Origin of the sequence: Oceanimonas pelagia, assembly GCF_030849025.1 — a bacterium.
Taxonomy (GTDB): Bacteria; Pseudomonadota; Gammaproteobacteria; order Enterobacterales; family Aeromonadaceae; genus Oceanimonas; species Oceanimonas pelagia.
This window is the reverse complement of record NZ_CP118224.1, coordinates 2489397-2514774: the sequence shown is the minus strand read 5'-3', so window position 1 is coordinate 2514774 and position 25378 is coordinate 2489397. Positions and strand designations below refer to the sequence as shown.

Here is a 25378-nt window from a genome sequence, read left to right as displayed (position 1 = left end):
GATGTTCTCCTTGCGCTCAGTAGGCGCCCCGTCCGCTCAGCACGGCGGGCACGGTTTTCAGCAGCAGCCGCAGATCCGTGGTAAGGGAGCCGTTAAACACATATTCCCGGTCCATGGTTACCTGTTGGGCAAAGGGAATGTCGGAGCGGCCCGACACCTGCCAGGTGCAGGTAATGCCCGGCGTGGCCAGCAGCCGCTGGCGCTCGGTGGCACCGTAGGCCGCCACCTCCCGGGGCAGAGCCGGGCGGGGGCCCACCAGCGACATGTCACCGCGCAGCACGTTCCACAGCTGGGGCAGCTCGTCGATGGACAACTTGCGGATCACCCGGCCCACCCGCGTGATGCGTGGATCCTGCTTCATCTTGAAGCGCACCTCGCCGCTCAGGGTGCCGGCCTGCTGCAGCGCCTGCAGTCGTTGCTCCGCATCCCGATACATGGAGCGCAGCTTCCAGCAGCGAAAGGGCCGGCCGTTCAGCCCGATGCGGGTCTGGCCAAACAGCACGGCACCGGGGGACTCCAGCCGAATGGCCAGCGCCGTGACCAGCAGCAGCGGGCTGAGCAGCGCCAGCGCCGTGGCTGCCACCGAGGCGTCCAGGCTGCGCTTGGCCAGGGCCGGCAGGGTCAGCCCCAGTTTCCAGCCCAGCCGGTGCCAGCCGGCGGCCAGCCGGGCGAACACAGACGGACTTTGTTGAGGCTTGTTACGGCGGGCATCGCGCCAGGCCCGCCATACAAACAGTGGGTTGCCCAGCAGATAGCGACGCCACATGCGGCCCGGCTCCTGCAACAGCCGCCAGATCCACTCACTGCCCAGCCGGCGCAGCCACAGCGGCGAGCGGCTGACCTTGTCGGCATAAAAATCAAACAGGCCGCCGACTCCCATATTGAGCCGGGTATTAAGGGCCGGCAGATGGCGGGCCAGCCACAGCTCCTGACGGGGTACGCCCATGGCCACCAGCAAAATGGCGGCGCCGGAGTCGTTGATGTCCCGAATCACCGCCGGCTCCTGTTCGGCGGTAAAAAAGCCGTCCCGGGTGCCGGCAATCCTGAGTCCGGGATGCTCCCGTTGCAGCCGACGCGCGGCGCTGGCGGCAATGCCCGGCTCGCCCCCCAGCAGGTAGAGGGAATGGCCGTTGGCGGCGGCGGCCCGGCACAGGTGAGGCAGCAGATCGGTGCCGTTGAGGTTTTCTCTCAGCCCCAGGCCGTTCAGTTTCAGCGCCAGGCGTACGCCACTGCCGTCGGGCAGCAGGCGATCACTGTGTTGCAGCACCCGGTAATAGTCGGCGTCGGTCACCGTCAGGTTGCAGCAGTGGGCGTTTACAAAGTTCACCAGCGACGGCCGGGGGCCTTGCGCCCGGCGCATCAGGTCGGCCATGGCCTCGTTCAGGCCGACGTTGTTAATCGTCAGGCCAAACAGGCGCACCTCGGCGGGCATGGGCAGGGGGGCGGTTTCTTCGGCGCGTGAGCGCAGCAAACGGGGCATCAGGTGTGAAAACATCATGGCACCTCCTGGCGTGCTCGGTTGATGTAACCTGACTAATGCGAATGCCGTGCCAACTTGTTGTTTTTTGTTAACTTGCTGATTTGTATGGCTTTGGTGGGGGTGTGGAGAGGTTTTTGAGGCCGCAGCCCCCTGCCGGCAGGGGGCTGTGCAATTTGCACACGAGTCTGCCTGTGGCTCAGGACTGAGGCGATTGCATATCGCGATCAATACGCCGGGCCTGCAGTCTGCCCACCCAGTGCTGGGCCAGCCGAGTCAGGGGCGGTGCCAGCAGATTGGGCGACAGGCTGAGCAGGGTGGCGGCGGCCAGGGTCAGCAGGGTGCGGCCCGGCTCCTGCCACAGAATGCGCGCATCCGTGGCCAGGGCCCGGCGGCACAGACGCCAGGCCATGGGGCCGTCGTGCAGGCGAATGGCCTGACGCGACAGATAGCGCAGCTGGTAGGCCCGGGCGGTGTTTTCCCATCGGGCCACAAACTCGGGGGCATAGCGGCGGGTCTTCTGAATCACCTGCTCCCAGGATGCCAGCTGCTCCAGCAGGCTGGCGGACAGCCCGCCGGCGTTAAGCCGGTACAGGGTCAGCGGCTCGGGAATGCCCTCTATGTTCCAGCCGGTGGTGAGGGCGATACGAATCCAGCATTCAATGTCTTCCGAGCGGCGCAGGGCTTCGTCGAAATAACCGTACTCGTCGCTTTCACTGGGCAGGGGGTAACGGATCTGTTCAAATACCTCGGTGCGGATCACCGGCGCCGAGCCGTTGCCAATGGGGTTGCGGCACAGGTAATAGCCGGGCTCTATGTCGGTCAGCCGCGGCATCTGGTAGCAATGGGTGGCGCTGCCGTCTTCATTGATAAAGGCCGAGCGGCTGAACGACACGCCCACCTCGGGGCGCCCGGCCAGATGAGCGGCGTGGCGTTCCAGCTTTTCCGGCCGCCAGAGATCGTCCGAGTCGAGAAAGGCCAGCAGCCGTCCTTTGGCATGGCGAATGCCGGTGTTGCGGGCGCCGGCCAGGCCCCGGTTGGCGCTGTGGCGAATAATGCGAATGCGCGGATCATCAAATTGCTCGCACAGGGCGATGCTGTTGTCGGGCGAGCAGTCGTCGATAATCAGCAGCTCAAAGTCGGTAAAGGTCTGGGCCAGCACCGAGCGCACGGCGTCGGCGACAAATTGCTCAACCTGGTAAACGGGCATAATCACACTGATGGCAGTCATAATGGCTTCCTTATGAGGGGTGAAGTAATGAAGATTTTGCATAAACAATGCCGTGATGCGCCCTGCCGATGATCAGCAGGGCCGGCCAGATCAGATAGGCGAGAATTTCCAGGTTCTCGCCAAAGGTGTACATCAACAGCAGCAGGCCCATGGCCAGGCCCACCCGGGCCAGGGGCAGCACACCGCTCCACCAGGCCAGCTGCAGCAGGCTCAGCAGCAGCGGGCCGGCCAGCGCCAGGGCACCCACCAGCCCCTTGACGAACAGCAGGCCATACCAGCTGTGGTGGGAGCCGATGGGCATAAATTCCACCAGATGCGGGCCCCGCTCCACCACGCCGTGGCCCCAGGTAAAGGCTTCCGCCTGCCAGCGGTCGAGGGCGATGCGGGCCAGGGTTTCCCGTACCCGGGTGGAGCCGGCGCGGGCGCTGCGAAACGACTGCCAGAACTGCTCGGCGGCGGTCAGCAGCGGGTGCCCCAGCAGGCCCAATACCGTGCAGCCGGCGGCGGCCACAAAGGGCGTGAGCGGCGAACGCAGCCGGCTTATTACGCCGCTGATGATCCAGATGCTGAGCATCGCCACCAGCGCCAGCCGTGACGCCGACATCAGCGCCATCAGCACACTGGCGCTGATGCCAATGGCCTGCCAGCGCCGGCTTTGCTCCTGCAGCGCAAACACAAAAAAGATATTGGCCATAAAGCCCAGCGCCGGCGCCCAGGGGGTAAACAGCCGCCAGCGGGGCAGGCCGCTGCCCGGGTCGATTTCATACAGGCTGACCGCAAAAAACTCCGGCCCCGGGCCGCCTACCGCCTGCAGCGGCGACACATACAGGGTTTGCGGCAGCCCCACCAGCCAGGCGCCCACAAACACCGGCAGCAGCAGCAGGGTATGCAGGCACACATGCATGCAGGCCCGGTACACAATGGCCGGGCGAATGTTCAGGCAGCCCAGCAGCGGAAACACCGCCAGCAGCGCCCAGCCCTTGGCCCAGCCGATGGTCGACTTGATAAGCTGGGTCATGCCCAGCTGTTGTTGCAGATGGCCCACTACCAGCGCCACCAGCATCAGCAGCATGCCGCCCAGCCACCAGCGAATGGCCACCGGCAAAGCACTCAGGCCTGGCAGGGGCTGGGGCCGGCGCAGCAGCTTCCAGCACTGGGCCAGCAGCAGCGACCAGGCCAGCACCGGTGCCACCAGGTAGACGGCACCCAGCACATAGAAGCCGTAGGTCAGCCGTATGCTGTGCCAGATCAGGCGTTCTTCAGATGTTTCTGGAGATAGGGTTTGCGTATCCATAGCAACACCAGACCAAGAAAAATGAACAGTGAAGCGGCTCCGCAGCCCAGCAGGGCCAGGTTGCGCCCAAGGGTATCGGGCCGGTCCGGCCGCGAGGGCGGCGACAGCAACTGGGTCATGGGATAGGCGCTGAACTTGTCGCCCTTGCCGATATCCAGCTTGGCCAGACCCGTGCCAAACACGGCGGTGGCCACCTGATGCTTGCGCTTGAGATCTTCCAGCAGGCTGGCCTCCTGGGTGCTTTGCTCCAGCAGTTGCTGCTGCTCGTCAATGCTGTGGCCGAGGGCGGCAATCTGGGCGTTCAGGCCCTGGCTTTCCACCATCAGCTCCACCAGCTGGCTATAAAGAGCAATGTTGTCGGTCACCCGGGACAGCAAGCGGTCTTCGTCCTGGGGCAGGCTGGGGGCCAGTTGCTTTACCCGCCGGTGCATGGCCCGGCGCAGCTGGCGCTCTTCGTCCCGGGCCGCCACCACCTTGCGGTGGCGCTCGCCCCAGTGAGTGAGGTTGCGTTTGAGCTCGGTGGCGGCCGCGGCCCAGGCGGTGGCCAGCTCCCGGAACAGCACGTCCTGCTGCAGGGTAAGCAGCTCGGCGGCCTGGCGGGCGTCGATGGCCAGCGCCTGCTGCAGCGCCCGGCGGCGACCGTCCACCCCGGCGGCACTGGCCTTGAGTTCACGCAACTGACCGCGCATGCGCTCCAAAGACAGAGTCAGCTCGTTGAACTGCTCCAGCGACACAATGCGCGCCCCGGACTGGTATTCCAGAATGCGCTGGCGGGCCTGGCCCAGCTTGCTGCTGAAGTCGTTGAGCATGGTATCCAGGCTGTGCTCGCGCTGGCTGAACTCATCCCGGCGCAGCCGCTCCAGCTCTTGCTGCAGGGCGCGGTCCAGCGCCTCGGCCTTGCGCAGTGCCAGTCCGGCGCTGGGAGCCGACAGCCGGAACTTCATCAGCGCGGTCTGATCCACCAGCCTGATGTCGGGCTTGCCAAACTGAGCCCGGCTCAGGCCGACGTCGGCGGCGGCGGCATCCAGCACAGGGGCGCTGGTGGCAATGGCCTTGTAGTTGACGCGTGGATCGACCGAATGGCTGTTGTAGGGCGAGGTGGCCGAGGCCGAGGCCTGGCCCACGCTGTCGAGGGACACCGCATAGCCGGCACCGGTACCGGGCAGAATCAGGATCCAGTTGCTGGTGAACGACACCGGCTTGACCCACATAAACAGGGTAAAGGGCAGCCAGATCATGGCCAGAGCCACCGCCGCCACCAGGGCATAGAGCCGCAGCCGGGCCGCGGTGGGCAGGCTGGTGCCGTGGGTCAGCATGCGCAACAGGCGCTGACCGGCGGTAGGGGTGAAAGCGGCGGTATCGTGGCTCATGGCGGCTCCGGTTACAGCAGCGACAGCGGCAGCAGCAGCTCGGTCAGGGTACGGGCCAGATCCCGCAGGTTGGTCACTCCCGAGTCGTAGCAGCTGACGGCATCGTTGGGCATCAGGTAAGGGTTGAGATCATCCCGCTGAGGGGCCGCCAGCAGCTCCTGCACCGAGCGTTCCAGGGTCTGGGGCTGACCGGTGAGCGGATCGGTGCGCACCAGCACCAGATAGCGATCCGCGTTGGTCAGGCGGGTACCGCCCAGACAGTTGGCGGAGGTGCCGGCGGTAAGCAGGCGGGCGCCGTAGGGCAGGCTGCTGGCGTCCCGGCCCACCGCCGAAATGGCGTTGCCGGTGGCGGGCACGGTGAGGTTGGAGAGAAACACGCGAATGCCCGGCGGCGTGATCGGCGACAATGTCATCAGGTCCCGCTGAAAGCGGCCGCTTTCCGGCACCTCAATCACATCGCCGCTCATCAGCGCTACCTGGCGTACCGCCCGGCCCTGCAGCAGGGGGCGGTAGTCGAGCACCAGGGTCTGCTCGCCGCGGGTAAGCCGAATGCGGCTCAGGTCCGCATCGGGGCGCACACCGCCGGCGGCGCGCAGGGCGGTGGCCAGCAGCCGCTCCGAGGCAAAGTCGCCGGTGCTCAGCCTGTCCTTCAGGGCCCGCTCTTCCACGCCCCGGGCGTTCACCGTGACCATACCCGGGTTAAATACGGCACCGCTCACATGCACCTGGGCATGGCCCCACTCGTGCAGGCGCAGGCTCACTTCCACCCGCTGCGGGCGAAAAAAGCGCTCCGCCACCAGGGCCTCGGCAATTTGCTTTTCGGCGTCCTGCAGGCTGCCTCCGGCCACCGCCAGCGGCGGCAAAAAGGGCAGGGTCAGGGTGCCGTTGGTGTTCACTTCAAAACGGCCGCTGAAGTCCTCGCCGTCGACCACTTCAATCTGCAGCCGGTCGCCCGGCGACAGCGGCGGCGCGGCGGCCCAGCGGGGCAGTGGCGTGAGTGGCAGTGATTGAGCCGCAGCTATCGGCGTACTCCGGCCCGGGCCCAGTGGGTGCTCCCGGCCGGCCTCAATGGCCGCCGGCGGCTGCTGATTGATATGCACCTGATGCAGCGGGGTGCAGGCTCCCAGCAGCGTCAGCAGGGGCAGAAAATCAAGGGGCTTTAGCATAAGGTTCTCCTGTCAGTCCTGAGCGGCAAGGGCGGATTCGGCACTGTCATACACCGCAAACAGCCGGTGTAGCCGGGCGGTAACCAGATGAGTGCGCATCAGGGGCGAGGGGCTCAGCAAGACCAGCCGGCCGCCGTGAGGCTGCAGGGCAAAATAGGCGCTGAGCAGCACCGACAGGCCACTGGCATCCACAAACTGCACCTGATGCAGATCCAGCACCAGATGGCGCTGCCCCTGTTCGATAAACTGCTGAAGCTGCCGGCGCAGGGCGGGTGCCCGGGCCCGGTCCATGCGGGCGGGCAGGGTGATCAGGCTGCGGCATCCTTGCTGCTGATGGGCTACTAACATGGCGTCTTCTCCTTGATGACCTGACAAGAAGAATGCAGAAACGGTGCCAGTTATTAATTTTCTTTTATATCAATGGTTTGATGTGATTTCGTGAAAGCGGTGTGCATTTTGCAGCCCGCCTGAGCGGGCTGTGAAGGGGCCTGTGCAATATGCAAAGTGTCCGGTTTATTGCTCCTGCATTTTCTCCCAGCCCATGCGCTTGCGGTAAATGGTGGAAGGGCTGATCTCCAGCAGGGCGGCGGCGCGGGGAATGTTGCCGTCGCACAGCCGTATGCTGCGCTCGATGATCTCCTTTTCCTGCAGCCACAGCGGGCGAATGCCGGCCATGGCCTGGTCTTCCGGCTGTATGGTCAGGGCGGCAGGCGGCTCACCGGTCACCGCCGGCGCGTAAGGGACGACGGGAGCGGCGGGCAGAGCCGGTGGCACCGCACTGACTGTCGCACCGACCGATGTCTGCAGGTGCGCGGGCAGCATGGGGGTGTCGAGCAGGGTGCCCTCGTTCAGCACCACCATGTTGCGCAGCACGTTTTCCAGCTCGCGCACATTGCCGGGCCAGTCGTAGCCAAGCAGGGCATCGGCGGCGGCCTCGCTGAAACCGCGAAAGCTTTTTTGCTCTTCTTCCACCATGGTTTCCAGCAGGTGCTCGGCAATCAGCAGAATGTCGTCGCCGCGCTCCCGCAGGGGCGGCAGCGGCAGGGGAATGACGTTCAGCCGGTAGTAGAGATCTTCCCGAAAGCGGCCGGCGCGCACTTCTTCCAGCGGATCCCGGTTGGTGGCACACACAATGCGAATGTCTGCCTGTTGCTCCTTGTTGTCGCCCACCCGGGTATAGCGCCGGCTCTGAATAAAGCGCAGCAGCTTGCTTTGCAGATCCAGGTCCATTTCGCACACTTCATCCAGAAACAGGGTACCACCGTCGGCCCGGCTGGCGGCGCCTTCCCGCTGGCTCACGGCACCGGTAAAGGCCCCTTTGACATGGCCGAAGATCTCGCTTTCCATCAAATCGGCGGGAATGGCGGCGCAGTTCAGCGCCACCAGCGGGCCCTTGCGGCGGGGGCTTTCCTGATGAATGGCCTCGGCGCACAGCTCCTTGCCGGTGCCGCTTTCACCGGTAATAAACACAGTGGCCTTGCTGGGAGCGGCGCTTTCAATAATGCGGAACACCGCCTGCATGGCCAGAGATGAGCCGATAAAGCCGTGAAAGCGGTTGCGGGTGAAGGTGCGCCGGTACTGGTTCACCACCCGGCTGAGGTGGCGTTTTTCCAGGGTGTTGGCCACGGTCAGGTTGAGGCGGGCGGCGTCAAAGGGCTTGCTGACAAAATCGCTGGCGCCCAGGCGCATGGCTTCGCTGGCAATATCGAGGGAGCCATGGGCGGTGATGATCACCACGGCGCAATGAAGGGCGTGGTCGTGAATGTGCTGCAAAATGGCCATGCCCGGCATGTCCGGCAGGTGCAGGTCGAGCAGCACCAGATCCGGCAGGGCCTCGTTCAGCTCGGACAGCGCCGCGGCGCCGGTGCCGGCCACGCGCACACTGTGCTGCTCCGCCTCCAGATAGCTCTGATACACGGCGGCCATGGCCGGACTGTCTTCAACCAGCAGAATGCGCGCCTGCCGGGGGCGTTCCTTGAGTGCTCTCTGAGTCATGCTGCTCTCCTGTCAGCGACGTGATTTGATGCTGAAACCGGGTTTCGGTCTGGCGGCCGAGGGCGTCAATGTGCGCCGCCAGCCGATGGATGCTTGTGTCATCCTGGCTGCGGCAGGCGGCTTCCATTTGCCTGGCCCAGTCCTGCAGTTGCGGCGCACCAAAGGTGCCGGCACAGCCCTTGATGGTATGGGCTTCAAGGGTGGCCGATTCCATGTCCTGCCGGGCAATGGCCTGCTCCAGCCGTGCCAGCCGCTCGCGGTTTTCATCAAGAAACAGTCCCATGGTGCCGGCAAAACGATCGGCGCCCATGGCCTCGAACAGGCTGTGTACCGCCGCCTCGTCCAGCAGCGGCAGTGGCCGGGGGGGCTCCACCGGTGCGGGGGAGGTGCCTGCCCCGGCCTGCCGAGTGCCGGGTGACAGATGCCGGACCAGGGTTGCCAGCAACCGTTCGCTGTTGATGGGTTTGGGAATAAAGTCATCCATGCCGGCGGCCAGGCAGCGCTCTATGTCCTGCTGGCTGACATTGGCGGTCAGCGCCACTATGGGCACCTGAGCCATGCTGCTTTGCGTGCGCAGGCGCCGGGTGGCTTCCAGCCCGTCCATTTGCGGCATGCGCAGGTCCATCAGGATCAGGTCAAAGGGCTGGCGGGCACAGGCCTCGAGGGCTTCCAGGCCGTTGTTGGCAATGGTCACCCGATAACCGGCCCGCTCCAGCATGGCCCGGGCCACCAGCTGATTGGCCGGGCTGTCTTCCGCCAGCAGTAACCGGCCGCCTTGCTGTGGAGCAGATGCCGACGGGAAGGTGTCTGCCGGCACGGCCTGCGCCGGCCTGCTGCGCTCCCGCCCCAGCCGGCGCAGCAGGGGGCCGGCCAGCAGGGGCAGGGGCAGCCGGTCGGTTATGGCCGGTTCAAGGGGCGAGGCGTCTTCCCGGCCCAGTTCAATAATGTGTTCAAGGCCCTGCTGAGCGGCCTGGGTCAGCAGAGAGCTCCGTGCCGGTGCCGGCAGATCATGGTGCAGCAGCAGCGCCATGGCCTGTTCTCCCGCTGCGGGCAGGGGTTCGTCGGGGCGCCATTCGGCCACGCTCATACCCCTGGGCTGGCAGGCGAGGCGCACGGCATTGAGCAGCAGCGGGTGCAGCCCGGCACACAGCACTATGCCGCCGTGCTGGGGCACCGCAGGTACCGGCCCGGCGTACTCAAGTGGCAGGGTGGCCACAAACACGGAGCCGGCCTGGCTGGCGTGGGCAAACACCAGCTCGCCGCCCATGGCCCGGCACAGCCCCCGGCTGATGGACAGCCCCAGGCCGCTGCCGCCGTGGCGGGTGGAGTCGGAGCTGTCCACCTGCTGAAACTCCTCAAACAGGGCGGATTGCTCCTCGGCAGGTATGCCGATGCCGCTGTCCTGCACGGTAAAGGCGAGCTCCACGCCATTGTTGGTTTTGGCTTCCAGGGTGATCAGCAGGCTGACCGCGCCGGTGTCGGTAAACTTGAGGGCGTTGTCGAGCAGGTTGATCAGAATTTGCCGCAGCCGGGTGGCATCGCCAGTCAGTTGCACGGGCAGCCCGGGCTCGGCGATCAGCGCGGTTTGCAGCTGTTTTTCCCGGGCGCAAAGGGCGATATGGGCGGCGATGTCCGACAGCAGCTCGTCCAGCCGAAACTGTTGTTTGTCGGGCTGCAGCTGGCCGGCCTCGATGCGGGAAAAGTCGAGAATATTGTTGATCAGCCCCAGCAGTGCCTTGCCCGACGATTCGGCGGTCTGGGCATAGAGCCGCTGCTCCCGGGTGAGTTTGTCTTCCAGCAGCAGGCTGACCGAGCCCAGCACGGCGTTGAGGGGTGATCGTATTTCATGGCTCATGTGGGCCAGAAAACGGGACTTGGCCCGGGACGCGGCCTCGGCGCGCACCCGGGCATCCTTCAGTGCCTGCTCGGCGGCCTTGCGCTCGCTGATGTCGCGCATAAAGCCGGCAAACAGCACCGAGCCCTCAAGCTGAATGGTCTGTACCGTCAGCTCCGCCGGAAACAGCTCGCCCCCGGCACGCATGGCGTCCAGCTCGATGTGCTTGCCCAGAATGGGGCCGTGGCCGGTATCGCGATAATGCTGCATGCCCCGGCGGTGATGATCCCGCACTTCGGGCGGGATCAGCAGCTCGGCCATGGAGCGGCCAATGGCCTCGGCGCGGGTGTAGCCAAACAGCTTTTCCGCCATGCTGCTGAACTCCACTATGGTGTCGTCCAGATCGATGATCACTACCGCATCCATGTTGGCCTCAACCAGGGCGGCGCTGATGGCGGCATGGCGGCGGGACTCCTGTCTTATCTGCAGCCGTTCCTCCATGTCCCGGCGGGAGCGGGTCAGTTGTTCGGCCATGGTGTTAAAGGCCCGGCTGGTAATGGCCAGCTCGCCGTTGCCACTGACCGCGATGGGCGCGGGATCCTCCCCCCGGCTGATGGCTTCGGCGGCCTGAGTGAGCCGGCTCAGGCCCCGGGTGAGGCAGGCGCCCAGCGCCAGGGAGAACAGTGCCACCAGTATCATTCCGCCGGCGGCCAGCAACAGCAGGTGGTGCCGGGCACCGGCAATCACGCCTTCTGCCCGCTCGGTGCGAAGGCCCAGCTCCACCCGGCCGTAGCGCCGGTCATTCACCAGTACATCGGCTCCGGCGTGAACCATAGTCCCGCGCGCGGCGGTATCGCCGGCTTCCACCAGCCATTGCTCGTTGTCCATAATGCGCACATAGGCCATGTCGGAGGCCGCCAGCGCCTGGCTGGCCAGGCTTTCCAGCCGGGCCAGATCGGACGCCAGCACCGCCTCCCGCACCAGTTCTGCAAACAGGCTTGAGGTGGTTTCGGCACGCAGAACGGCCTCCTGGTGGCTGGCGTCCTGCAGATAGCGAAGGCTGCTCCATATCAGCAGCAACAACAGGCTGCCCACGATCAGGGCCACACCGAGCATGGTTTTCAGGCGAAAGGACATGCTGCCCTCCTCTTCCGTGATGCCAGGGGCAAGCCGAATATCGAGCCCGCGCTCGTCGTTCCGGTGTTCCAAGGAGGGAATGTCGGGGCGGGGCCAAACACGAGGCGGGCACCGGCTTCCCGCTCCGGCTGGCTCGGCACCGACGGGCCGGGCAGATACAGTAAAAACAATGTTTTTATGATGACTTTCATGACGATGTCCCTTCATCACGACACTCCAGATATACCACACTGAGTGCCGTTTGTGCCCGCTCTTTTCCCGTGCCTTTCAATTCAGTGCACATAATCGAACAGCACAAAGTCGTCGTGATAAATGGCTTTCACACTGGCGAGGGCCTTTTGGTCGAGCAGCTCGTTGTGTGCCACCGGCAGGGTTTTGCTGTTGGCCCGCTTGTTTTTCAGCACCAGGGCAGCAGGCAGGCGGTGATCGATGGCCGCCAGCTTGTTTACCTGCCGCTCCAGGCTCTCCATTTTGATCAGCACATCGGCATAGCATTTGCCGCGCAGATAAAACATGTCACGCTGGGGAATGCAATGCCGGTAGTCGAAGTCCCAGCCCTTCAGCGCCTGAGCTTCAAGGCCGTAACAAAACTGGTTCAGCCCCTGGCGATAGTCATCCAGCGACAGCCGGCCCTGGCTGAATTTCTGGTAGATGCGCGGGTGGCTTTCGTTGTAGGACGACACCATGCGGGTAACGGGATCCCGCACAAAGCCAAACACCCGGTAGTCAGACAACAGCGCAAAGTCGGACGGCGCGTAGCGTTTCAGCAGCGCCAGCGGCAGGTGGGCCTTGTCGATCTGACGACCGTCAAGCATGTCGAACAGCCAGTAATAATCGTTCCGGGTTTCATATTGCATCAGGCTCTGGCGCACCGTGGTGCCGGCGCACTTGGGGTTGTGAATAAACACCCAGCCGTCGTGATCGTTGATAAGCATGAAGACCTCCTGTCATTCGTGAACATAATGGTTCAGCAGAATGCACAGCAAGCCCCGTGCCAGTGACCGCCATACCGGCGGTGGCGGGGTCTTGGGCAAGATGAGCAGCAAGTGCTCTGGTGAAGTAAAAGCGGCGGTGTGCACTTGCCTGTGCAAAATGCACTGGGGCCGGCAGATTCATCAGCCCGTGTGCATTTTGCAGTGAAAGGGTGGTACGCCTCAGGAAGCGGAGGCGTCGCTGTGCTTTTTCCTGGGCCGGCGCCAGAAAAGCCAGGCCGCCAGCAGTGGCAACAGCCACCACAGCCAGTGTGGCCGTTCATGTTGAGCCGGTGAGGTGGGGGCTTTGCCTTGTGCGCTGGTGCTGCCGGCTTGCTCCCTCGGAGCGCCGGTGCTGCCGGTGTTGGCCGCCAGCAGGGCTGTGGTTTGCTTTCTGGCGGCATCTTCGCCACCGGCATCGCCATTCGTACTCAGGGCAGAGCCTGCGGCGGTGCTGCCACTGCCGGCAGTGCTGCCTGAGCCATCGCCGGCGGAATTGTCGCCCGCCGCATGGCTGCCGACATTATTACTCGTGGTGGTGTTGCCGCCGCCGGAGCCTCCACCGGTGGGATTGTTTGCTGCGGTACTGCTACCACCGCCGCTGCTCGTGCTTCCGCCCGTGGTGGCGCCGCCATTGTTGCCGTTGCTGCCGCCCGTGGTCGTGTCGCCATTGCTGCCGGTGCTGCCGCCTGTGGTAATGCCGCCATTGTTGCCGGTGTTGCCGCCCGTGGTAGCGCCGCCATTGCTGCCGTTGCTGCCGCCCGTGGTCGTGTCGCCATTGTTGCCGGAATTACTGCCTGTGCCGGAGTCACCGCCGCCGTTGCCGGCCGTGGCGGAACCACCGGCATGGCTGCCGGTGTTGTTATCGTTGCCCGGGCCGATTTGCTTCACCGCCTGGGCGAGATCCTGCACCGTGTCGCCCAGGGTATTGCCCAGACCGGCAAAGCTGGCCGCCACCATGCCTCCCACCAGGGCGCCGGCAAGGGCATACTCCACCGTGGTCAGGCCCCGTTGCCTGTTTGCCTTCCTGGCCATGGTCTTGTTTCCTTTTGTTGAAATATTAATCAGTTTAGGGTGGGTGCTGGCTCTTTGCCTCTGCGGTGAGCCCGGTACCGATTACAGCATGGGTTACCGAGCTGCACGCTGGCGGCAGGGTTATGCCTGCCAGCGTACTTCACACACACTCACCGGCAGCCCGTGGGCCCGCATGGCCTCTATCCACAGCCGCTGATGATCCTGCAGCCGGTCACCGGGCCCCTTCACCTCTATCAGCCGGTAGCTGCCGGTTTTTGTATTCAGCGCAATCAGGTCCGGCATGCCCCGGCGGTGATGGCTCAGGTCCAGCAGCAGGTGGCGAAATACCGCCTCCAGATGTGCAGCGGGGATCACCGCCAGCGCCAGCTCCACCAGTTCAAGGGGCAGGCCGGGCCAGTGCACTAAGGCACAGCTGATGCCCTGTTTTTGCCGGTGACGCTCCAGCACAAGCCGGCGGTAGTCGCCATTGGCAAGCGCAGCAAAGCCGGCGTTAATCAACTCACGGCGTGCCTCGGCAAAGCCCGGGCGGTACAAGTCCGCCGGGCCCGCCTGAAAGGGATTAAAAAAGGCACCGCGCACCGGCGCAAACAGGGCGGGCCAGAACAGCAGTGCAAACAGGCCGTTAAACAGCCGGTTCTCCACATGAAACAGTCGGGTATGCGTATTGGCAAGATGCGCCATGACTGCGGCTTCCACTCGAGCGTTTTCGGGCCTGTTCAGCATCAGCCTGGTGGTGGGCACCCGCAGGGCAGGGGCGGCGGGCACCGTTAATCCGGCCTTTCTGGCGCAGCGGCGCAGAATACGGCCAAGGCTAATGCGGGCTTCCGGCTGACTGACCTCTTCAAGGGCCTGCTGCGCCAGGGTGGCTACGCTGGCCGGATCATCGAACTTTTCCCGCAGACGCAGGGCGCGAATGCGCGCCTCCCGGTGCTGGCTTTGTTCATGCAATGTCAGGGCGAGGGCGGCATGACCCTGACGCTCTGCTTCCCGCCCCAGCCGAAACACCAGCTTGTGGCGGCGGTACTCGATCCATTCACAGTTCACCGTCTCGGGCAAGCCGCTAGCCAGCCTGGCCACCGGTTCGGTGGCCAGGCGCTCCTGCAACTTATAAAGCGCCAGCATGGCATTGAGCTCGGCCCGGCGTTGAAACGGACGAGACGCCTCGTTCAGCGGCACCGGTTCAAAACGCTGCAGACCCAGCCCGGTAAGCACAAATTCCGACCAGTCCTGATGCAGGTTGCCAAAAAACATCAGCCGCAGCCGGGTAAACAACTCGCCGCATGCCAGCTCAATCACCGTAAAGGGCGCATTCGGCCACCAGCCGGCCAGAGGCTGCGGGAGTTGCGCCGGGCCGTTTAACAGCGCTTTTTCCAGCTCCTGCTTGCGGGCGGAAGCGGCAATGGTCTGCGCCGGTAACCGATACAGGGCCAGCTGCACACATTCCTCACGCCGGGCCAGGGCACAGACCTCGCTTAAGCCAAGGCTGGGGTTTAGCTCAACAAAGCCGGCACCGGCCAGCTCGGCCAGGGCCTGCTCCAAATCCTGAATCTCGGCATACACCAGCTTGTCGGGCCTAAACAGACAGCCCTTGCGCATTACCAGCCGCACCAGCAGGCCCTGAGCCGGTTCGCTCAGGGCCAGTAACGCCTTCAGCTGCGCACGTTCTTCCGCAAGCCATAAATCGTGATAACGGGCCAGGCAGAACTGCACTACCTGTTGCATATTGCGCAGGTAATAGAAAGGGTCGTCCAGCGGGGTGGGCGTGATGGGCGCTTTGGTCATGGACGTATTGTACGGCAGAAAAACCACTGCAGATAATGCTTGTAGCGATGTTACCCATGAGTTTTGTTGTCTATACCGGCGTTGTTGATCAAATCAGAGCCGAGAGAGCCTGTCTCTATTGGGCTTGATGCCCTTAACTGACCGGCTGGCGAACAGGCATACCTAGTCCTATGACTCTGTTCATGACCTTAACCCCGGCCAGGATTTCACCGACCTGGCCGTTGTAGTTACGCAGACTAAGCTTGGGACTCACCAGCTGTTTGTAACGGGACATTGTAGTGGTCTAATGCTTCTGGACACCATTTAAGGTGGTACAGTCACCACCGTAACAAGAGGTGTTCCATGACCAGAAAACGACGTTCTTTCTCATCCGAATTCAAACTTGAAGCTGCCAGTCTGGTGCTTGACCAAGGTTACTCCATCGCCGAGGCCAGCCGCTCGCTGGATGTCGGTGAGACCATCCTCCGACGCTGGGTCCAGCAGCTTAAGCAAGAGCGCGAAGGCACCACGCCAGCCAGCAAGGCCCTGACACCGGAGCAACAGCGGATACAGGAGCTGGAAGCCCGTATCAACCGGCTGGAGCTAGAGAAAGCCATATTAAAAAAGGCCACCGCTCTCTTGATGCAGGACGAACTCGAACGTACGCGCTGATAGACCAGTTGAGAGGGCAGGAATCGGTTGAACTGGTCTGCTGCGTGTTTGGTGTCGCGCCATCCAGCTTTTATGACTACCTGAAACGCAAACGTATCGTGAATGTGCAACGCCTCAGGGAGCGGTGTGAAGTGAACCGTTTGTTTACGGCCAGCCGGTCGTCTGCGGGCAGTCGCACCTTGATGTTGATGATGCGAGAGCAAGGCCATCAGGTGGGCTGTTACCGGGTGAGAAGTCTGATGAAGGAGCTGGGGTTGATATGCAAGCAACCCGGCTCCCATGCCTATAAAACGGCCACGGTTGAACGGCCAGATATCCCCAACCGGCTGAGTCGTGAGTTCACGCCTGCCGCTTCTAATCAAAGCTGGTGCGGGGATATCACTTATATCTGGGCCGGCAGCCGCTGGTGTTATCTGGCTACCGTCATGGACCTGTACCGTCGTCGCGTGGTCGGCTGGGCGCTCTCTCATCGGCCGGATGCCGAGCTGGCGGCCAAGGCACTAGACATGGCTTACGAGCTGCGGGGACAACCATCAGGACTGCTGTTCCACTCAGACCAGGGCAGCCAATATACCAGCCGCTTGTTCAGGCAACGGACGTGGCGTTACCGCATCACACAGAGCATGAGCCGTCGGGGTAACTGCTGGGACACTTAGTTCACAATGTTATTGAGCGTTGGCCCAATCTGACCCGTGCTGGGATTGGGTGCCAGCAACCGGCTATCCATCTATGGCTGAAGCCAAGAGAGACATCAGCGATTACCTGATGAACTACTACAACCGGCAGCGTCCTCATCAACACAATGACGGATTACCACCGGTTCAGGCCGAGAATCGGTCTAATTTACTGTCCGGGATTAGTTGACCACTACACATCGCCGTTTCTGCCTTGCTGGGCAAGCGGTACTTTACGTTCACGGTCTGGGCGCGTTTGCTGATACTGCTGTAACCAAGCGAGATCAGTGGCACATCCATCAGCTGAAAAATGGAGTTGATGAACCCTTCCAGCGCCCGTAACGGCAAGCCGAAGAAAGCCTTGAGCATCAGTGCCGTTTCAATGGCACTATCACTGTAGTGGAAGCCACGCCCGCGGCGGCCATGGCTGATGGCAATTCCATTGCTTGATGGCTTGCTCATCGATCCAGAAGGTTAGTGAACCGCGATTGACCAAGGCCCGGTTGTACTGCCGCCAGTTGCTGATGTTGTGTCGTGCTTTGCCCATCGGTCTGCCTCCGATTCCGTTCGTCAGATGATCAGATCATGGGTAGGACAGATAGTTCACTGATTTAGGAAACAACGCCGTCTATACCCAACAATCTATGAAAGCAAGTTGGAGCGAAAATTAATATTAAGGTGCATAGCTTGTTTTTCACACACCTTGAGCTGGCCTCTTTTGAGTTCAATGGTTAATATTCTCTAATTGCATGATCGGCAGGATATTCCCATGAGCTCCGTTACCCTCAGAAAGGCCCTTGGGGTCTTGGCGAAATCTTCGCCGTTTTCGGTTAAAACTACGACCGAGCGGCCACGAGATATTTACGATGATCTAAAAGACTACCTCTACATCAAGCCAGACATTGAACTCGATTTTGAGCGCGTACTCAGCTCTTTGCAGCCAGGAGAGTGCGTATTTTTGTGTGGCAGTAGCGGTGATGGGAAGTCCGAAATCCTTTCACGCAGTTATGAGCGCTACAAGCAGCGTTATCATTTCCATCTGGATGCAACTCACAGTTTTGCACCACATCAGTCTGCAATTGAAGCGCTTGATGAGCTGTTTGATAAAAGAGCTGAAGATAACCGGCCCCTGGTGGTTGGCATTAACATTGGGATGTTGGCCAACTACGCCAAGGAAGGGCATGCACGGCATATCGAGCTGAGATCTGTTATCGAGCGCTTCCTAGAAGAAGGTATTCGTTCTGAAGGACAGTACCGCTTTCTGGACTTCGAAGCTTATCCCAAATTTCGTTTTAACGATGAGTCAGAGTGTTACTCCGGCTTTGTGCGGCAGCTTTGTCAACGACTGACAGAGCCTTCAGGTGAAAACCCGTTCCATGAGATTGCCACTAAGGATGAGCTGCGCGAGCAAGACGAGAGGCTAACAGCTAATTTTCGTCTGCTCGGTAATCCAAGGGTGCAAGATGCCATTATCACAACACTGTTCAAGACCCGCCTGATCAAGGATCAGTTTATTACTACCCGGGCTTTACTCGATTTCTTGCATCAGCTATTAACGGGTGAGTTTTTTTTGTACGACAACCTCTTCCTGGGAGGAAGCAATGAACTGTCCCAGAAAATGCTTGAGTTTGATCCTGCACTAATCCACACCCAATCTATTGACCAGTTTATTCTTCGTTACGAGCTGTCATTACCAGATCCTGAACTGGATGAGTTTATGGCTGGGTTGAGTAAGCTGGGTATTCGCTATGACGGCTCCAGGGATGGTCAGGCGGCATCGATGCTGCGCCTCTTTTATCTGCTTAAAAAGTGTGAGGTGGGTAACAATTACCACCATCAGTTTGGAGCTGACTTTGAAGAGCTGCTGCTTGAGCGCTACGCCAGTGTCTGGCTTATGCATGGTGAGTATGACGGTACACCAGAAAAGCAGGCTGCACTCAGAAATTTCTATATGAAGGAGCTGATCCCAGCAATTTTTACCTATGCTAACCGTCATGCAACCGAGCTTGGTAAGCGTGAGCTTTTACTTGGGCAATTTGGTCGCTGCAAGGTGGCGGCGCCACTGGATCTAAAAGTCGACTTCAAGAGTATTCATAACCTTCATGTTGAAAAACATGATAGTTTTAGTGCTTACCTTAAGGTGGGTGAGCAAGCTCTCAGGCCCATGGAGATAGGGCTAAACCTTTTTGAACTCATCACAAAAATCAACAGCGGTTATCGGCCCAACAAATACGACAAGAACGCCATTATTTTACTGGATGAGATGGTCGAGCAAATCCGCACCGTGGCTAAAGATAGTACATCCCTAAAATACTACGAGGGAGCAAAGGTTTATCGTCTTGAGCAAGATGACGGAATGATCACTGTTGAGGGAGCATTCTAAGAATGTATCAATACCCATTACCCGAAGGGCTGACCCCCACTGATAAGAATAAGCTGTCTAATTATTGGCCCATCCGTAACAAGGGAAATGATTTTGACTGGGAAACCATCACTGGCGTTGTGCTGAGCCTGGCACTGCGAAAACAGGTAAAAACCTATGAGCTGACAGACTATCAGGAAGATTGCAAGCAGCGCTTTTTTGCAAAGCTGGATGAGCCGGAGTTCTGGACTGTGCTGGAGCGAAGCTACTTTTCCAGTCAGGCACTTTATAATATTTCGCCGCTTTTCTTGCTGTTCAAGGCCAGAGGTCGCCAAAGCGGACGACTGGATGCCAGTGCCCCGGATCTCAGGTTGTGCAAACTCTTTGCCGGGCTGATGGGGAACTTTTTTCTGCAGGATGCACTCGATGATCATCTCAATTTTGTAGAGCAGGAAATGCTGTCCGTGCTACGGAAAAATTTGCAGCCAGGCACAGCAATAGAGAACGATGAACACCCGTATCTGCCATTTCTTAACAAGGTATTTCGTGAAGATATCGAGTTTTTGGCAAAGCATCCTCAGTATCTGCTACAGGCCCTGCCGAAAACGCTCAGGTTGTATGCCTTCTCCTACTGTGCCCAGCTGGCGTTGAATATTACTGACTGGCAGGAGCCCAAAAGCAGGCCGCTGTACTTTATTCTTGAGACCGAAAAAGCGAGTTCGGAGCGTACCTCGGTAAAGCGCTCAGGTTACAAGTTGTTGGCGGCAGCATGTGAGCGAGTTTTCCCGCTATTGTCCGCACTTGATGCACTGCAACTTCCGGAAAAACCGGCCCGTCCACTGTGGCAGATCTATCAAGAAGCACTCGAGTATTACGATCAACCCAAATTGCTGAATGAGCTTAACACCTATCTGCAAGCCTTTATTGAAAAAAGAGAGCTGGTGCCAAGAGCTGAAGCCCACGATGTATCGGAAGCCTTTGAACAGCTTAAAGAGCTGGCGATTGAACAGTTTCGTGATGCCAGAACCACTCGTGGTGGCGTGAACAAGAAGTACGTTAAGGAGCTGGAGCAGCAACTGCTCAGTGATTTCATTCAGGCCCGTGGTGCTGCGGGTCGCACCTTGGTACTTAACCAGGATCAGGTTTTGTTGCTGACCAACTTGACCATTGGCAAGGCCGACAAGTTGCGCTTGCATGAGCTACGCAAGGGCTTTGAACAACGGGGGTTTTATCTTGATAACCAGACCCTGCAGGCGTTAGTAGATTTTTATGAGCGCATGGGAAATGTTGAGCGAATGAGTGACAGTGGAGACGCCGTGTATGTCCGCAAGACCCTTTGAACAGTTTTTAACTCAAACCTTTATCGAATGGGTCGCCAACGATATTGAGCCTGGCTTCCGCTATCAGTTTAAGTCGCCCAGTGCCGAGAATGGTCTGGCACTGTATCGGGCTTTGCTCGCTCAGAAAGAAGGCAGCCTGCACACCCAGGATGACATTGAGCTCCCTTACGTGCTCTGCAATGGCGTGAGAATATTGCCGGTATTGCATGATGAGGGAGATGAGGGGTTTACCGAAAATTACATTTCCCGCCTGCGTGATTTGGTAGCCAGCCGTAGTGGTGACTTCTCCCAGACCGCACTGCTGGTTATTCATAACAGTATGCTCGACACCCTGATCAACAGTGCTTTTGATTTGGGGGCTGCCGGTGCCGTATGGCATCCGGATGTACTCTCGGAGCAACTTGCTGGCTTGATTGATATCAACAGTCCTCATAAAGCGCTTTCTTACTGTTTGCTAGAAGAGCAGCTTAAGGTCATTAAAGATGAAGATGCCACTGTATTTGGTTTTAAGGCCCTGTTCGATGCTATAGACAAAGACGGTGCCCTCGACTTCGACGAGCTCAATCTGCTGGACGATCCTGCCTTGCTGAACTGGAGCGGTAATAAAGCGCAAATCAGTAACCGACTGCAAAAGAACCGGGAGCTGCGCCGCGATATTGAAGAAGCGGTAGAACACTACGATGTTGACCAGCTTGAGCATGTGCTTAAAGAGTTCAGCTCAAAGTTCATTCGCAAGCACTTTCAGGATGACAGCTGGCGTAGGCTGGAGTTTGAAGCCTTCATTCAGGAAATTGACGCCAACAAAGCACAAAAATTATTGCTGGAAGAAGTTTCTGTAGATGGAAGCCTGGTTCATCAACGGGCCAGGTCTCAGAGCACAGCCGGACAGCGCGAGCTGAGTTTGATTATTGTGCAACCAGCAGGCGCTCAAGAGTGTCAGCTTTCATTGACCTTTACCGGTAACGATCTGGAAGCAAGCCAGCTTCAGGTTAAGCATCATCGCACTCTCACAAAGCAGGCTCAGATTACAGTGAGCCGTGCAGGAGGAAAGCGTTGCCGTGCTGGTGTTACTTTTCCTGTTACTGGCGAACCTGCCTTCTTCAGCCTTGAACTGAAACGGGATAATCGTGCTGAAGAATACAAGTTGCGCTGCCTGGTGGTGGAGGAAGGAGACTTCTACTTTGATGAAGTTCTTCATCGTTTTCGGGTGGAGCCAGGAAAGCGCTGGCTGACCTTGCTGCTTGAAGAAAACCGTTTACGAGTAAACCCACAGCAAGATGCCTGTAGCAGGCTGACTGATGACAACAGTGGAGTAGACTGCACTCAGTTTGGCTGGGTTGACTTTGAAATGTTGGCTGAGCATAGCGAGCAGACACTTTTTACCCTGCAAAACGGAGAGCGCTCGCTGGCGATCAACGTAGAAGGTCCGGCTGCCGATGAAGGAATAACCGTTCCTCTGCTGTTTGATCAAGCACGTTTTGGCAAGTTGCTGAATGATCAGCGTAATGCCGAATATAACCGGGCTAAAGGTAAAATCATCTTTGACAACGCAGAGAGCGCTGCTGTCGGAGTCAGGCAGAAATTGCTCAATCTCGAATCTCAGATGGTAGATGAAGAGCTTCTGTCTGTCAGCAGTGTGGGAGAGCCTATCAAACTGGGCGCAATTACCAGCTCCTATCCGGATCTTCATGCTGCTTACCGTGAACTTTTCTCTTATTTTCAGCGAGCAAAAACCTTGCCCAGCCTAGTGGCCTGGGGGCCTGATTTCTGTAGTTTGGTTCAAGGAGTGCTTGATGCCTATGAGGCAGCCCTGACCTCCATTGAGCCACATGCCGTGCTGACTTATGAACACAAAAAGTTGATGCAAATAGGCCTGTGCAGGCCGGAACATCAGCTGATGTTTTCGCCTTTCCATCCTTTGGTGCTGGCGTATCACCTGCAACTGGTGTCGGCCATTAACGCCGAGAAAAACGAAGAAGGCGTTTGCAGCTTTGGGGAACTTCCCGAGGTAACCCGTGAACGCCTGGTCGCTTCCGGTCTCTTGCCCTTTGTGTACGACAACGACTCTGGTTATGCCCACCTTCAGCCGGTGCGTGAAAACTGCTTTTGGCTGGATGTTGTACCTCAAAAGCAGGAAAGTCATGGCTACATCAAGCGCCTGGTACGTGACAAGCTGGCTGAATTTACCCAGGCCTATGCTCGTCTTTTCAGTGCTGGGACTAAAAGCAGCCTGACCGTGAATGCCATAAATCAGGGAGAAAGTGACGAGCTGTTTCTTGGTCTTATAGAGCACTTCAAGCGGCACAAGGAGCAGGCCATAGCCATTCATGTGAACTGCTACGACGAGCGGCTGCAGTTCAACGAACTTGATCGCTTTGCCGAAACCGAGGCCTATGACGAGCTGAAAGAGTGGCTGGGCCTGAATAGTGGTGCTTTGCGTGCCGAGGCCGACATGTTGATCGATGTGATCAGAAGCCGTTTAACCTACAGCAAGTTTACCCTCCCCAAGGGGCAGGAAACCTTTGCTTACGCCCATCTGGCGTTTTTCCGTAACAAGGAGCCAGTGGAATGCCGGGCCATCAAGACCGATGAGTCTCTGAGTGGTGTGCTGTGCGATGGCCTGATTGCCGGTGAAGCAGCAGAGACTCTGGGCGGGGCCTACTTCACCGCCTTTGGCTTGCGTGGCGTTGATTATGCATCGGTACAGTCATTAAGACTGGCCCGCTTGCTGGGCAACCTGTGGCAGCCTGCCACTCAGAGTAACGCCCAGTATCTGGAAACCAGTATGGGACTGGCGGTAAGTGCCAGTTTCCAGTCGTTGCTGGAGCGTTCTTACGACAGCGCGCTATGGACAACCATTATTGATCCGAAAGTGACCCTCGACTTCTTTACCCGGCAGCAGGATGTAGTGCTGATTCACTACTCGGATCAGTACACCAGTGCTGCTGGCTATGACGCCATTACAGTGACCAAGCAAATCGACTTGTTCAAACGCTTGCTGCAAAAAGACGGTCACGGGCAAGGGGAGGTGTTGCTCTCTGAGTTCAACGCCTTTAATGGAGAGTGGCTGCTGAAGATGCTCACCTCCAACCCTAAAGAGCGTAAAGAGAAAAATGGCATTATCGGTGCCTACAAGTTTGTATCGGCACTGCTGGGCAAGTCGGACATTTGCTGGGTGCCGCTGTCGGTTGCCGAGATGATTCGAGTATCGGGTAACGTGGGCCTCAAAATGAGCGACAGCGAGTTTTCCCGCCAGGTGCAGGGTTATCGTAAGGGGGCCATTTCCGATGATGTGCTGTTTGTGGGCTTTAAGGATAAGCAGCTCTACCTGATGCCCCTTGAGGTTAAAACTGGCGTGCGGCCCGACTATAAGTATGCTGGTCAGCAGGCCCTGGAGCTGAAGCGTTACTTAACAGAAGAAGTGCTGGGCCTTCAAACATTGGCCAGCAGGCTTTATCGCGGGTTGTTTATTCGCCAGGTGCTGATGCAAATCGACAAGCTTTGCCTTTACGGGGTGATGAACCAGCAGCAGTTGCAGCCCCTGTTGGCGGAGCGTGAATGGTGGATGCGTGGTGATTATGAGTTGGCAATGGTACCTGACTATGTGGAAGGCATAGTAGTGGCGCATGTAGAGAACGACAGCTGCTTTGTGCCCAGCTACAAGACCACAGCTGAGGGTATTTTGCAGGTTGAACTGCCTTATTCGCTGTTGCCGGCTCTGATAGAAAGCAAAGCGTGGGAATCACTTAACGATCTGGTGAGTCTGTGCCATGTGCCTGCTGAATATTGCCTGGAAGCGCGTCCGACCAAGGAAAAGCCAGTCAACGCGATCGTTGAGTTGATTGAAGAAACAAAAGAAGGGGCAGGTAAAACAGAGGATTACCCTGAGATAACTCCGTCGATTGAGTCTGGTGCTAAAGAAGAGCGTAAGCCACTGCAAGTGCTCTTTGGCCATGAGGCGATGAAAAAAACACCGCTCTACTGGGAGCCAACCAATACCGCCCGCTTTATGAATACCAATACCGGCATTATTGGCACCATGGGTACTGGCAAGACCCAGTTTACCAAGTCGCTGATCACGCAGCTGATGCGAGAGCAGGGCAATAATGTAAATGCAGCCCCAATCGGCTTGCTGATTTTTGACTACAAGTCGGACTATGTGGATGATGAGTTCAGTAATGTCAACCAGAGCAACAGGTTAAGACTGCACCGGCTGCCTTACAATCCGTTGTCGCTCTATGGTGATATGCCCATGTTGCCAGTGCATACAGCCACAGGGTTTGCTGAAACTCTGGCCAAAGCCTTTGGGCTGGGCCCAAAGCAGCAACTGAAACTGCGTAAGTTGATCCTGGATGCTTATGAACTGGCTGGCATCAGCAAAGCTGATCCCAGCACCTGGCAACGGCCGGCACCAACCCTGGAGCAGGTATGGGACCTTTTCCTTGAGCAGGAAAAGGTGGAAGAAGACTCACTCTATGCGGCACTTGATTCTCTGGTGACCTACGAGATATTTGAAAAAAAGCCAGACGCAGTTACCTCTCTGTATGATCTGCTTGAAGGCGTAACCGTGATTGAACTGGCAGGTTACTCCCCCCAGATCCAGAATCTGGTAGTGGCGTTAACGATCGATCTCTTCTACTCGCAAATGCAAAAACGTGGCAAGCCACAGATTGATGGAGACTATCGGCAAATCACCAAAATGATCCTGGTGGATGAAGCCGACAACTTTATGTCTCAGGACTTTCCCAGCCTGCGAAAGATCCTTAAAGAAGGCCGTGAGTATGGGGTAGGGGTGATCCTCTCCACGCAGGATCTGAGTCATTTCAAAACCGGCGAAAACAATTACGGATCTTATGTTCTAACCTGGGTGGTACATCGTGTCTCCGAGATTAAAAATGCCGATATAAAAGCTATTTTCAATAAAGATGATAAAAATGAACAAGAACAACTGATGGAAACTATAAGAAAGCTGGATAAACACTTTAGTCTTTATATTGATGGTGATAAGAAAGTGTTTATGATGCGTGATAAAGCATTTTGGGAATTGTTTTGAGGTTGT

At 58.8% G+C, this 25378-nt stretch carries 14 protein-coding genes and 3 pseudogenes; 4 read left to right on the top strand and 13 right to left on the bottom strand.

Features of this window, described 5'->3' with window-relative positions; all coding sequences use genetic code 11:
* Nucleotides 1–16: 16 nt before the first annotated feature.
* The 12 genes and pseudogenes from PU634_RS12000 to PU634_RS11945 all read right to left on the bottom strand — a co-directional run.
* Nucleotides 17–1498: a WecB/TagA/CpsF family glycosyltransferase gene (locus tag PU634_RS12000; protein ID WP_306761052.1), complete on the bottom strand. Its 1482-nt coding sequence runs from the start codon at nucleotides 1496–1498 to the stop codon at nucleotides 17–19.
* Nucleotides 1499–1676: 178 nt separating this feature from the next.
* Complete coding sequence (locus tag PU634_RS11995; RefSeq protein WP_306761051.1) at nucleotides 1677–2708, bottom strand: glycosyltransferase family 2 protein; 1032 nt, start codon at nucleotides 2706–2708, stop codon at nucleotides 1677–1679.
* Nucleotides 2709–2718: 10 nt separating this feature from the next.
* Nucleotides 2719–4002 carry a hypothetical protein gene (locus PU634_RS11990; protein ID WP_306761050.1) on the bottom strand — a complete coding sequence of 428 codons (1284 nt, stop codon included), beginning with the start codon at nucleotides 4000–4002 and terminating at the stop codon, nucleotides 2719–2721.
* Nucleotides 3957–5372, bottom strand: a complete 1416-nt coding sequence (locus PU634_RS11985) for a GumC domain-containing protein (RefSeq protein WP_306761049.1) — start codon at nucleotides 5370–5372, stop codon at nucleotides 3957–3959. Before PU634_RS11985 ends, PU634_RS11990 begins: the two co-directional genes overlap by 46 nt.
* Nucleotides 5373–5383: 11 nt before the next feature.
* Nucleotides 5384–6538: a polysaccharide biosynthesis/export family protein gene (locus PU634_RS11980; RefSeq protein WP_306761048.1), complete on the bottom strand. Its 1155-nt coding sequence runs from the start codon at nucleotides 6536–6538 to the stop codon at nucleotides 5384–5386.
* Between the two features lie 12 nt (nucleotides 6539–6550).
* Nucleotides 6551–6886 carry an STAS domain-containing protein gene (locus PU634_RS11975; RefSeq protein WP_306761047.1) on the bottom strand — a complete coding sequence of 112 codons (336 nt, stop codon included), beginning with the start codon at nucleotides 6884–6886 and terminating at the stop codon, nucleotides 6551–6553.
* Between the two features lie 165 nt (nucleotides 6887–7051).
* The gene (locus tag PU634_RS11970) at nucleotides 7052–8533 is read right to left on the bottom strand and encodes a sigma-54-dependent transcriptional regulator (protein ID WP_306761046.1); all 1482 of its coding nucleotides are present in this window, start codon (nucleotides 8531–8533) and stop codon (nucleotides 7052–7054) included.
* Nucleotides 8478–11504, bottom strand: coding sequence for a hybrid sensor histidine kinase/response regulator (locus PU634_RS11965; RefSeq protein ID WP_306761045.1), 3027 nt, complete (start codon nucleotides 11502–11504; stop codon nucleotides 8478–8480). Before PU634_RS11965 ends, PU634_RS11970 begins: the two co-directional genes overlap by 56 nt.
* A gap of 272 nt (nucleotides 11505–11776) precedes the next feature.
* Nucleotides 11777–12439, bottom strand: coding sequence for a sulfotransferase family 2 domain-containing protein (locus PU634_RS11960; RefSeq protein ID WP_306761044.1), 663 nt, complete (start codon nucleotides 12437–12439; stop codon nucleotides 11777–11779).
* A gap of 219 nt (nucleotides 12440–12658) precedes the next feature.
* The gene (locus PU634_RS11955) at nucleotides 12659–13510 is read right to left on the bottom strand and encodes a Flp family type IVb pilin (RefSeq protein WP_306761043.1); all 852 of its coding nucleotides are present in this window, start codon (nucleotides 13508–13510) and stop codon (nucleotides 12659–12661) included.
* A gap of 120 nt (nucleotides 13511–13630) precedes the next feature.
* Nucleotides 13631–15292, bottom strand: coding sequence for a VRR-NUC domain-containing protein (locus tag PU634_RS11950; RefSeq protein WP_306761042.1), 1662 nt, complete (start codon nucleotides 15290–15292; stop codon nucleotides 13631–13633).
* A gap of 133 nt (nucleotides 15293–15425) precedes the next feature.
* A pseudogene (locus PU634_RS11945) lies at nucleotides 15426–15572 on the bottom strand (IS5/IS1182 family transposase); the annotation flags it as partial.
* Between the two features lie 62 nt (nucleotides 15573–15634).
* Between PU634_RS11945 and PU634_RS11940 the strand changes: the two are divergent.
* Nucleotides 15635–16807 (top strand): annotated as a pseudogene (locus PU634_RS11940) (IS3 family transposase).
* A gap of 11 nt (nucleotides 16808–16818) precedes the next feature.
* Here the strand turns inward: PU634_RS11940 and PU634_RS11935 are convergent.
* Nucleotides 16819–17164: pseudogene (locus PU634_RS11935) on the bottom strand (transposase); the annotation flags it as partial.
* Between the two features lie 222 nt (nucleotides 17165–17386).
* On the opposite strand from PU634_RS11935, the gene dptF reads away from it, so the two are divergent.
* From dptF to dptH, 3 genes are read left to right on the top strand one after another with little or no spacing between them, the layout of a single operon-like run.
* Nucleotides 17387–19000, top strand: coding sequence for a DNA phosphorothioation-dependent restriction protein DptF (dptF, locus tag PU634_RS11930; RefSeq protein WP_306761041.1), 1614 nt, complete (start codon nucleotides 17387–17389; stop codon nucleotides 18998–19000).
* A gap of 2 nt (nucleotides 19001–19002) precedes the next feature.
* Nucleotides 19003–20319, top strand: a complete 1317-nt coding sequence (dptG, locus tag PU634_RS11925; RefSeq protein ID WP_306761040.1) for a DNA phosphorothioation-dependent restriction protein DptG — start codon at nucleotides 19003–19005, stop codon at nucleotides 20317–20319.
* The gene (dptH, locus tag PU634_RS11920; protein ID WP_306761039.1) at nucleotides 20300–25372 is read left to right on the top strand and encodes a DNA phosphorothioation-dependent restriction protein DptH; all 5073 of its coding nucleotides are present in this window, start codon (nucleotides 20300–20302) and stop codon (nucleotides 25370–25372) included. Before dptG ends, dptH begins: the two co-directional genes overlap by 20 nt.
* Nucleotides 25373–25378: the final 6 nt, after the last annotated feature.

Excerpts from the sequence above, each read along its gene's own strand:
- PU634_RS12000 (WP_306761052.1), bottom strand. The coding sequence starts at position 1,498 with ATGATGTTTTCACACCTGATGCCCCGTTTGCTGCGCTCACGCGCCGAA.
- PU634_RS11995 (WP_306761051.1), bottom strand. The coding sequence starts at position 2,708 with ATGACTGCCATCAGTGTGATTATGCCCGTTTACCAGGTTGAGCAATTT.
- PU634_RS11990 (WP_306761050.1), bottom strand. The coding sequence starts at position 4,002 with ATGGATACGCAAACCCTATCTCCAGAAACATCTGAAGAACGCCTGATC.
- PU634_RS11985 (WP_306761049.1), bottom strand. The coding sequence starts at position 5,372 with ATGAGCCACGATACCGCCGCTTTCACCCCTACCGCCGGTCAGCGCCTG.
- PU634_RS11980 (WP_306761048.1), bottom strand. The coding sequence starts at position 6,538 with ATGCTAAAGCCCCTTGATTTTCTGCCCCTGCTGACGCTGCTGGGAGCC.
- PU634_RS11975 (WP_306761047.1), bottom strand. The coding sequence starts at position 6,886 with ATGTTAGTAGCCCATCAGCAGCAAGGATGCCGCAGCCTGATCACCCTG.
- PU634_RS11970 (WP_306761046.1), bottom strand. The coding sequence starts at position 8,533 with ATGACTCAGAGAGCACTCAAGGAACGCCCCCGGCAGGCGCGCATTCTG.
- PU634_RS11965 (WP_306761045.1), bottom strand. The coding sequence starts at position 11,504 with ATGTCCTTTCGCCTGAAAACCATGCTCGGTGTGGCCCTGATCGTGGGC.
- PU634_RS11960 (WP_306761044.1), bottom strand. The coding sequence starts at position 12,439 with ATGCTTATCAACGATCACGACGGCTGGGTGTTTATTCACAACCCCAAG.
- PU634_RS11955 (WP_306761043.1), bottom strand. The coding sequence starts at position 13,510 with ATGGCCAGGAAGGCAAACAGGCAACGGGGCCTGACCACGGTGGAGTAT.
- PU634_RS11950 (WP_306761042.1), bottom strand. The coding sequence starts at position 15,292 with ATGACCAAAGCGCCCATCACGCCCACCCCGCTGGACGACCCTTTCTAT.
- dptF (WP_306761041.1), top strand. The coding sequence starts at position 17,387 with ATGAGCTCCGTTACCCTCAGAAAGGCCCTTGGGGTCTTGGCGAAATCT.
- dptG (WP_306761040.1), top strand. The coding sequence starts at position 19,003 with ATGTATCAATACCCATTACCCGAAGGGCTGACCCCCACTGATAAGAAT.
- dptH (WP_306761039.1), top strand. The coding sequence starts at position 20,300 with ATGTCCGCAAGACCCTTTGAACAGTTTTTAACTCAAACCTTTATCGAA.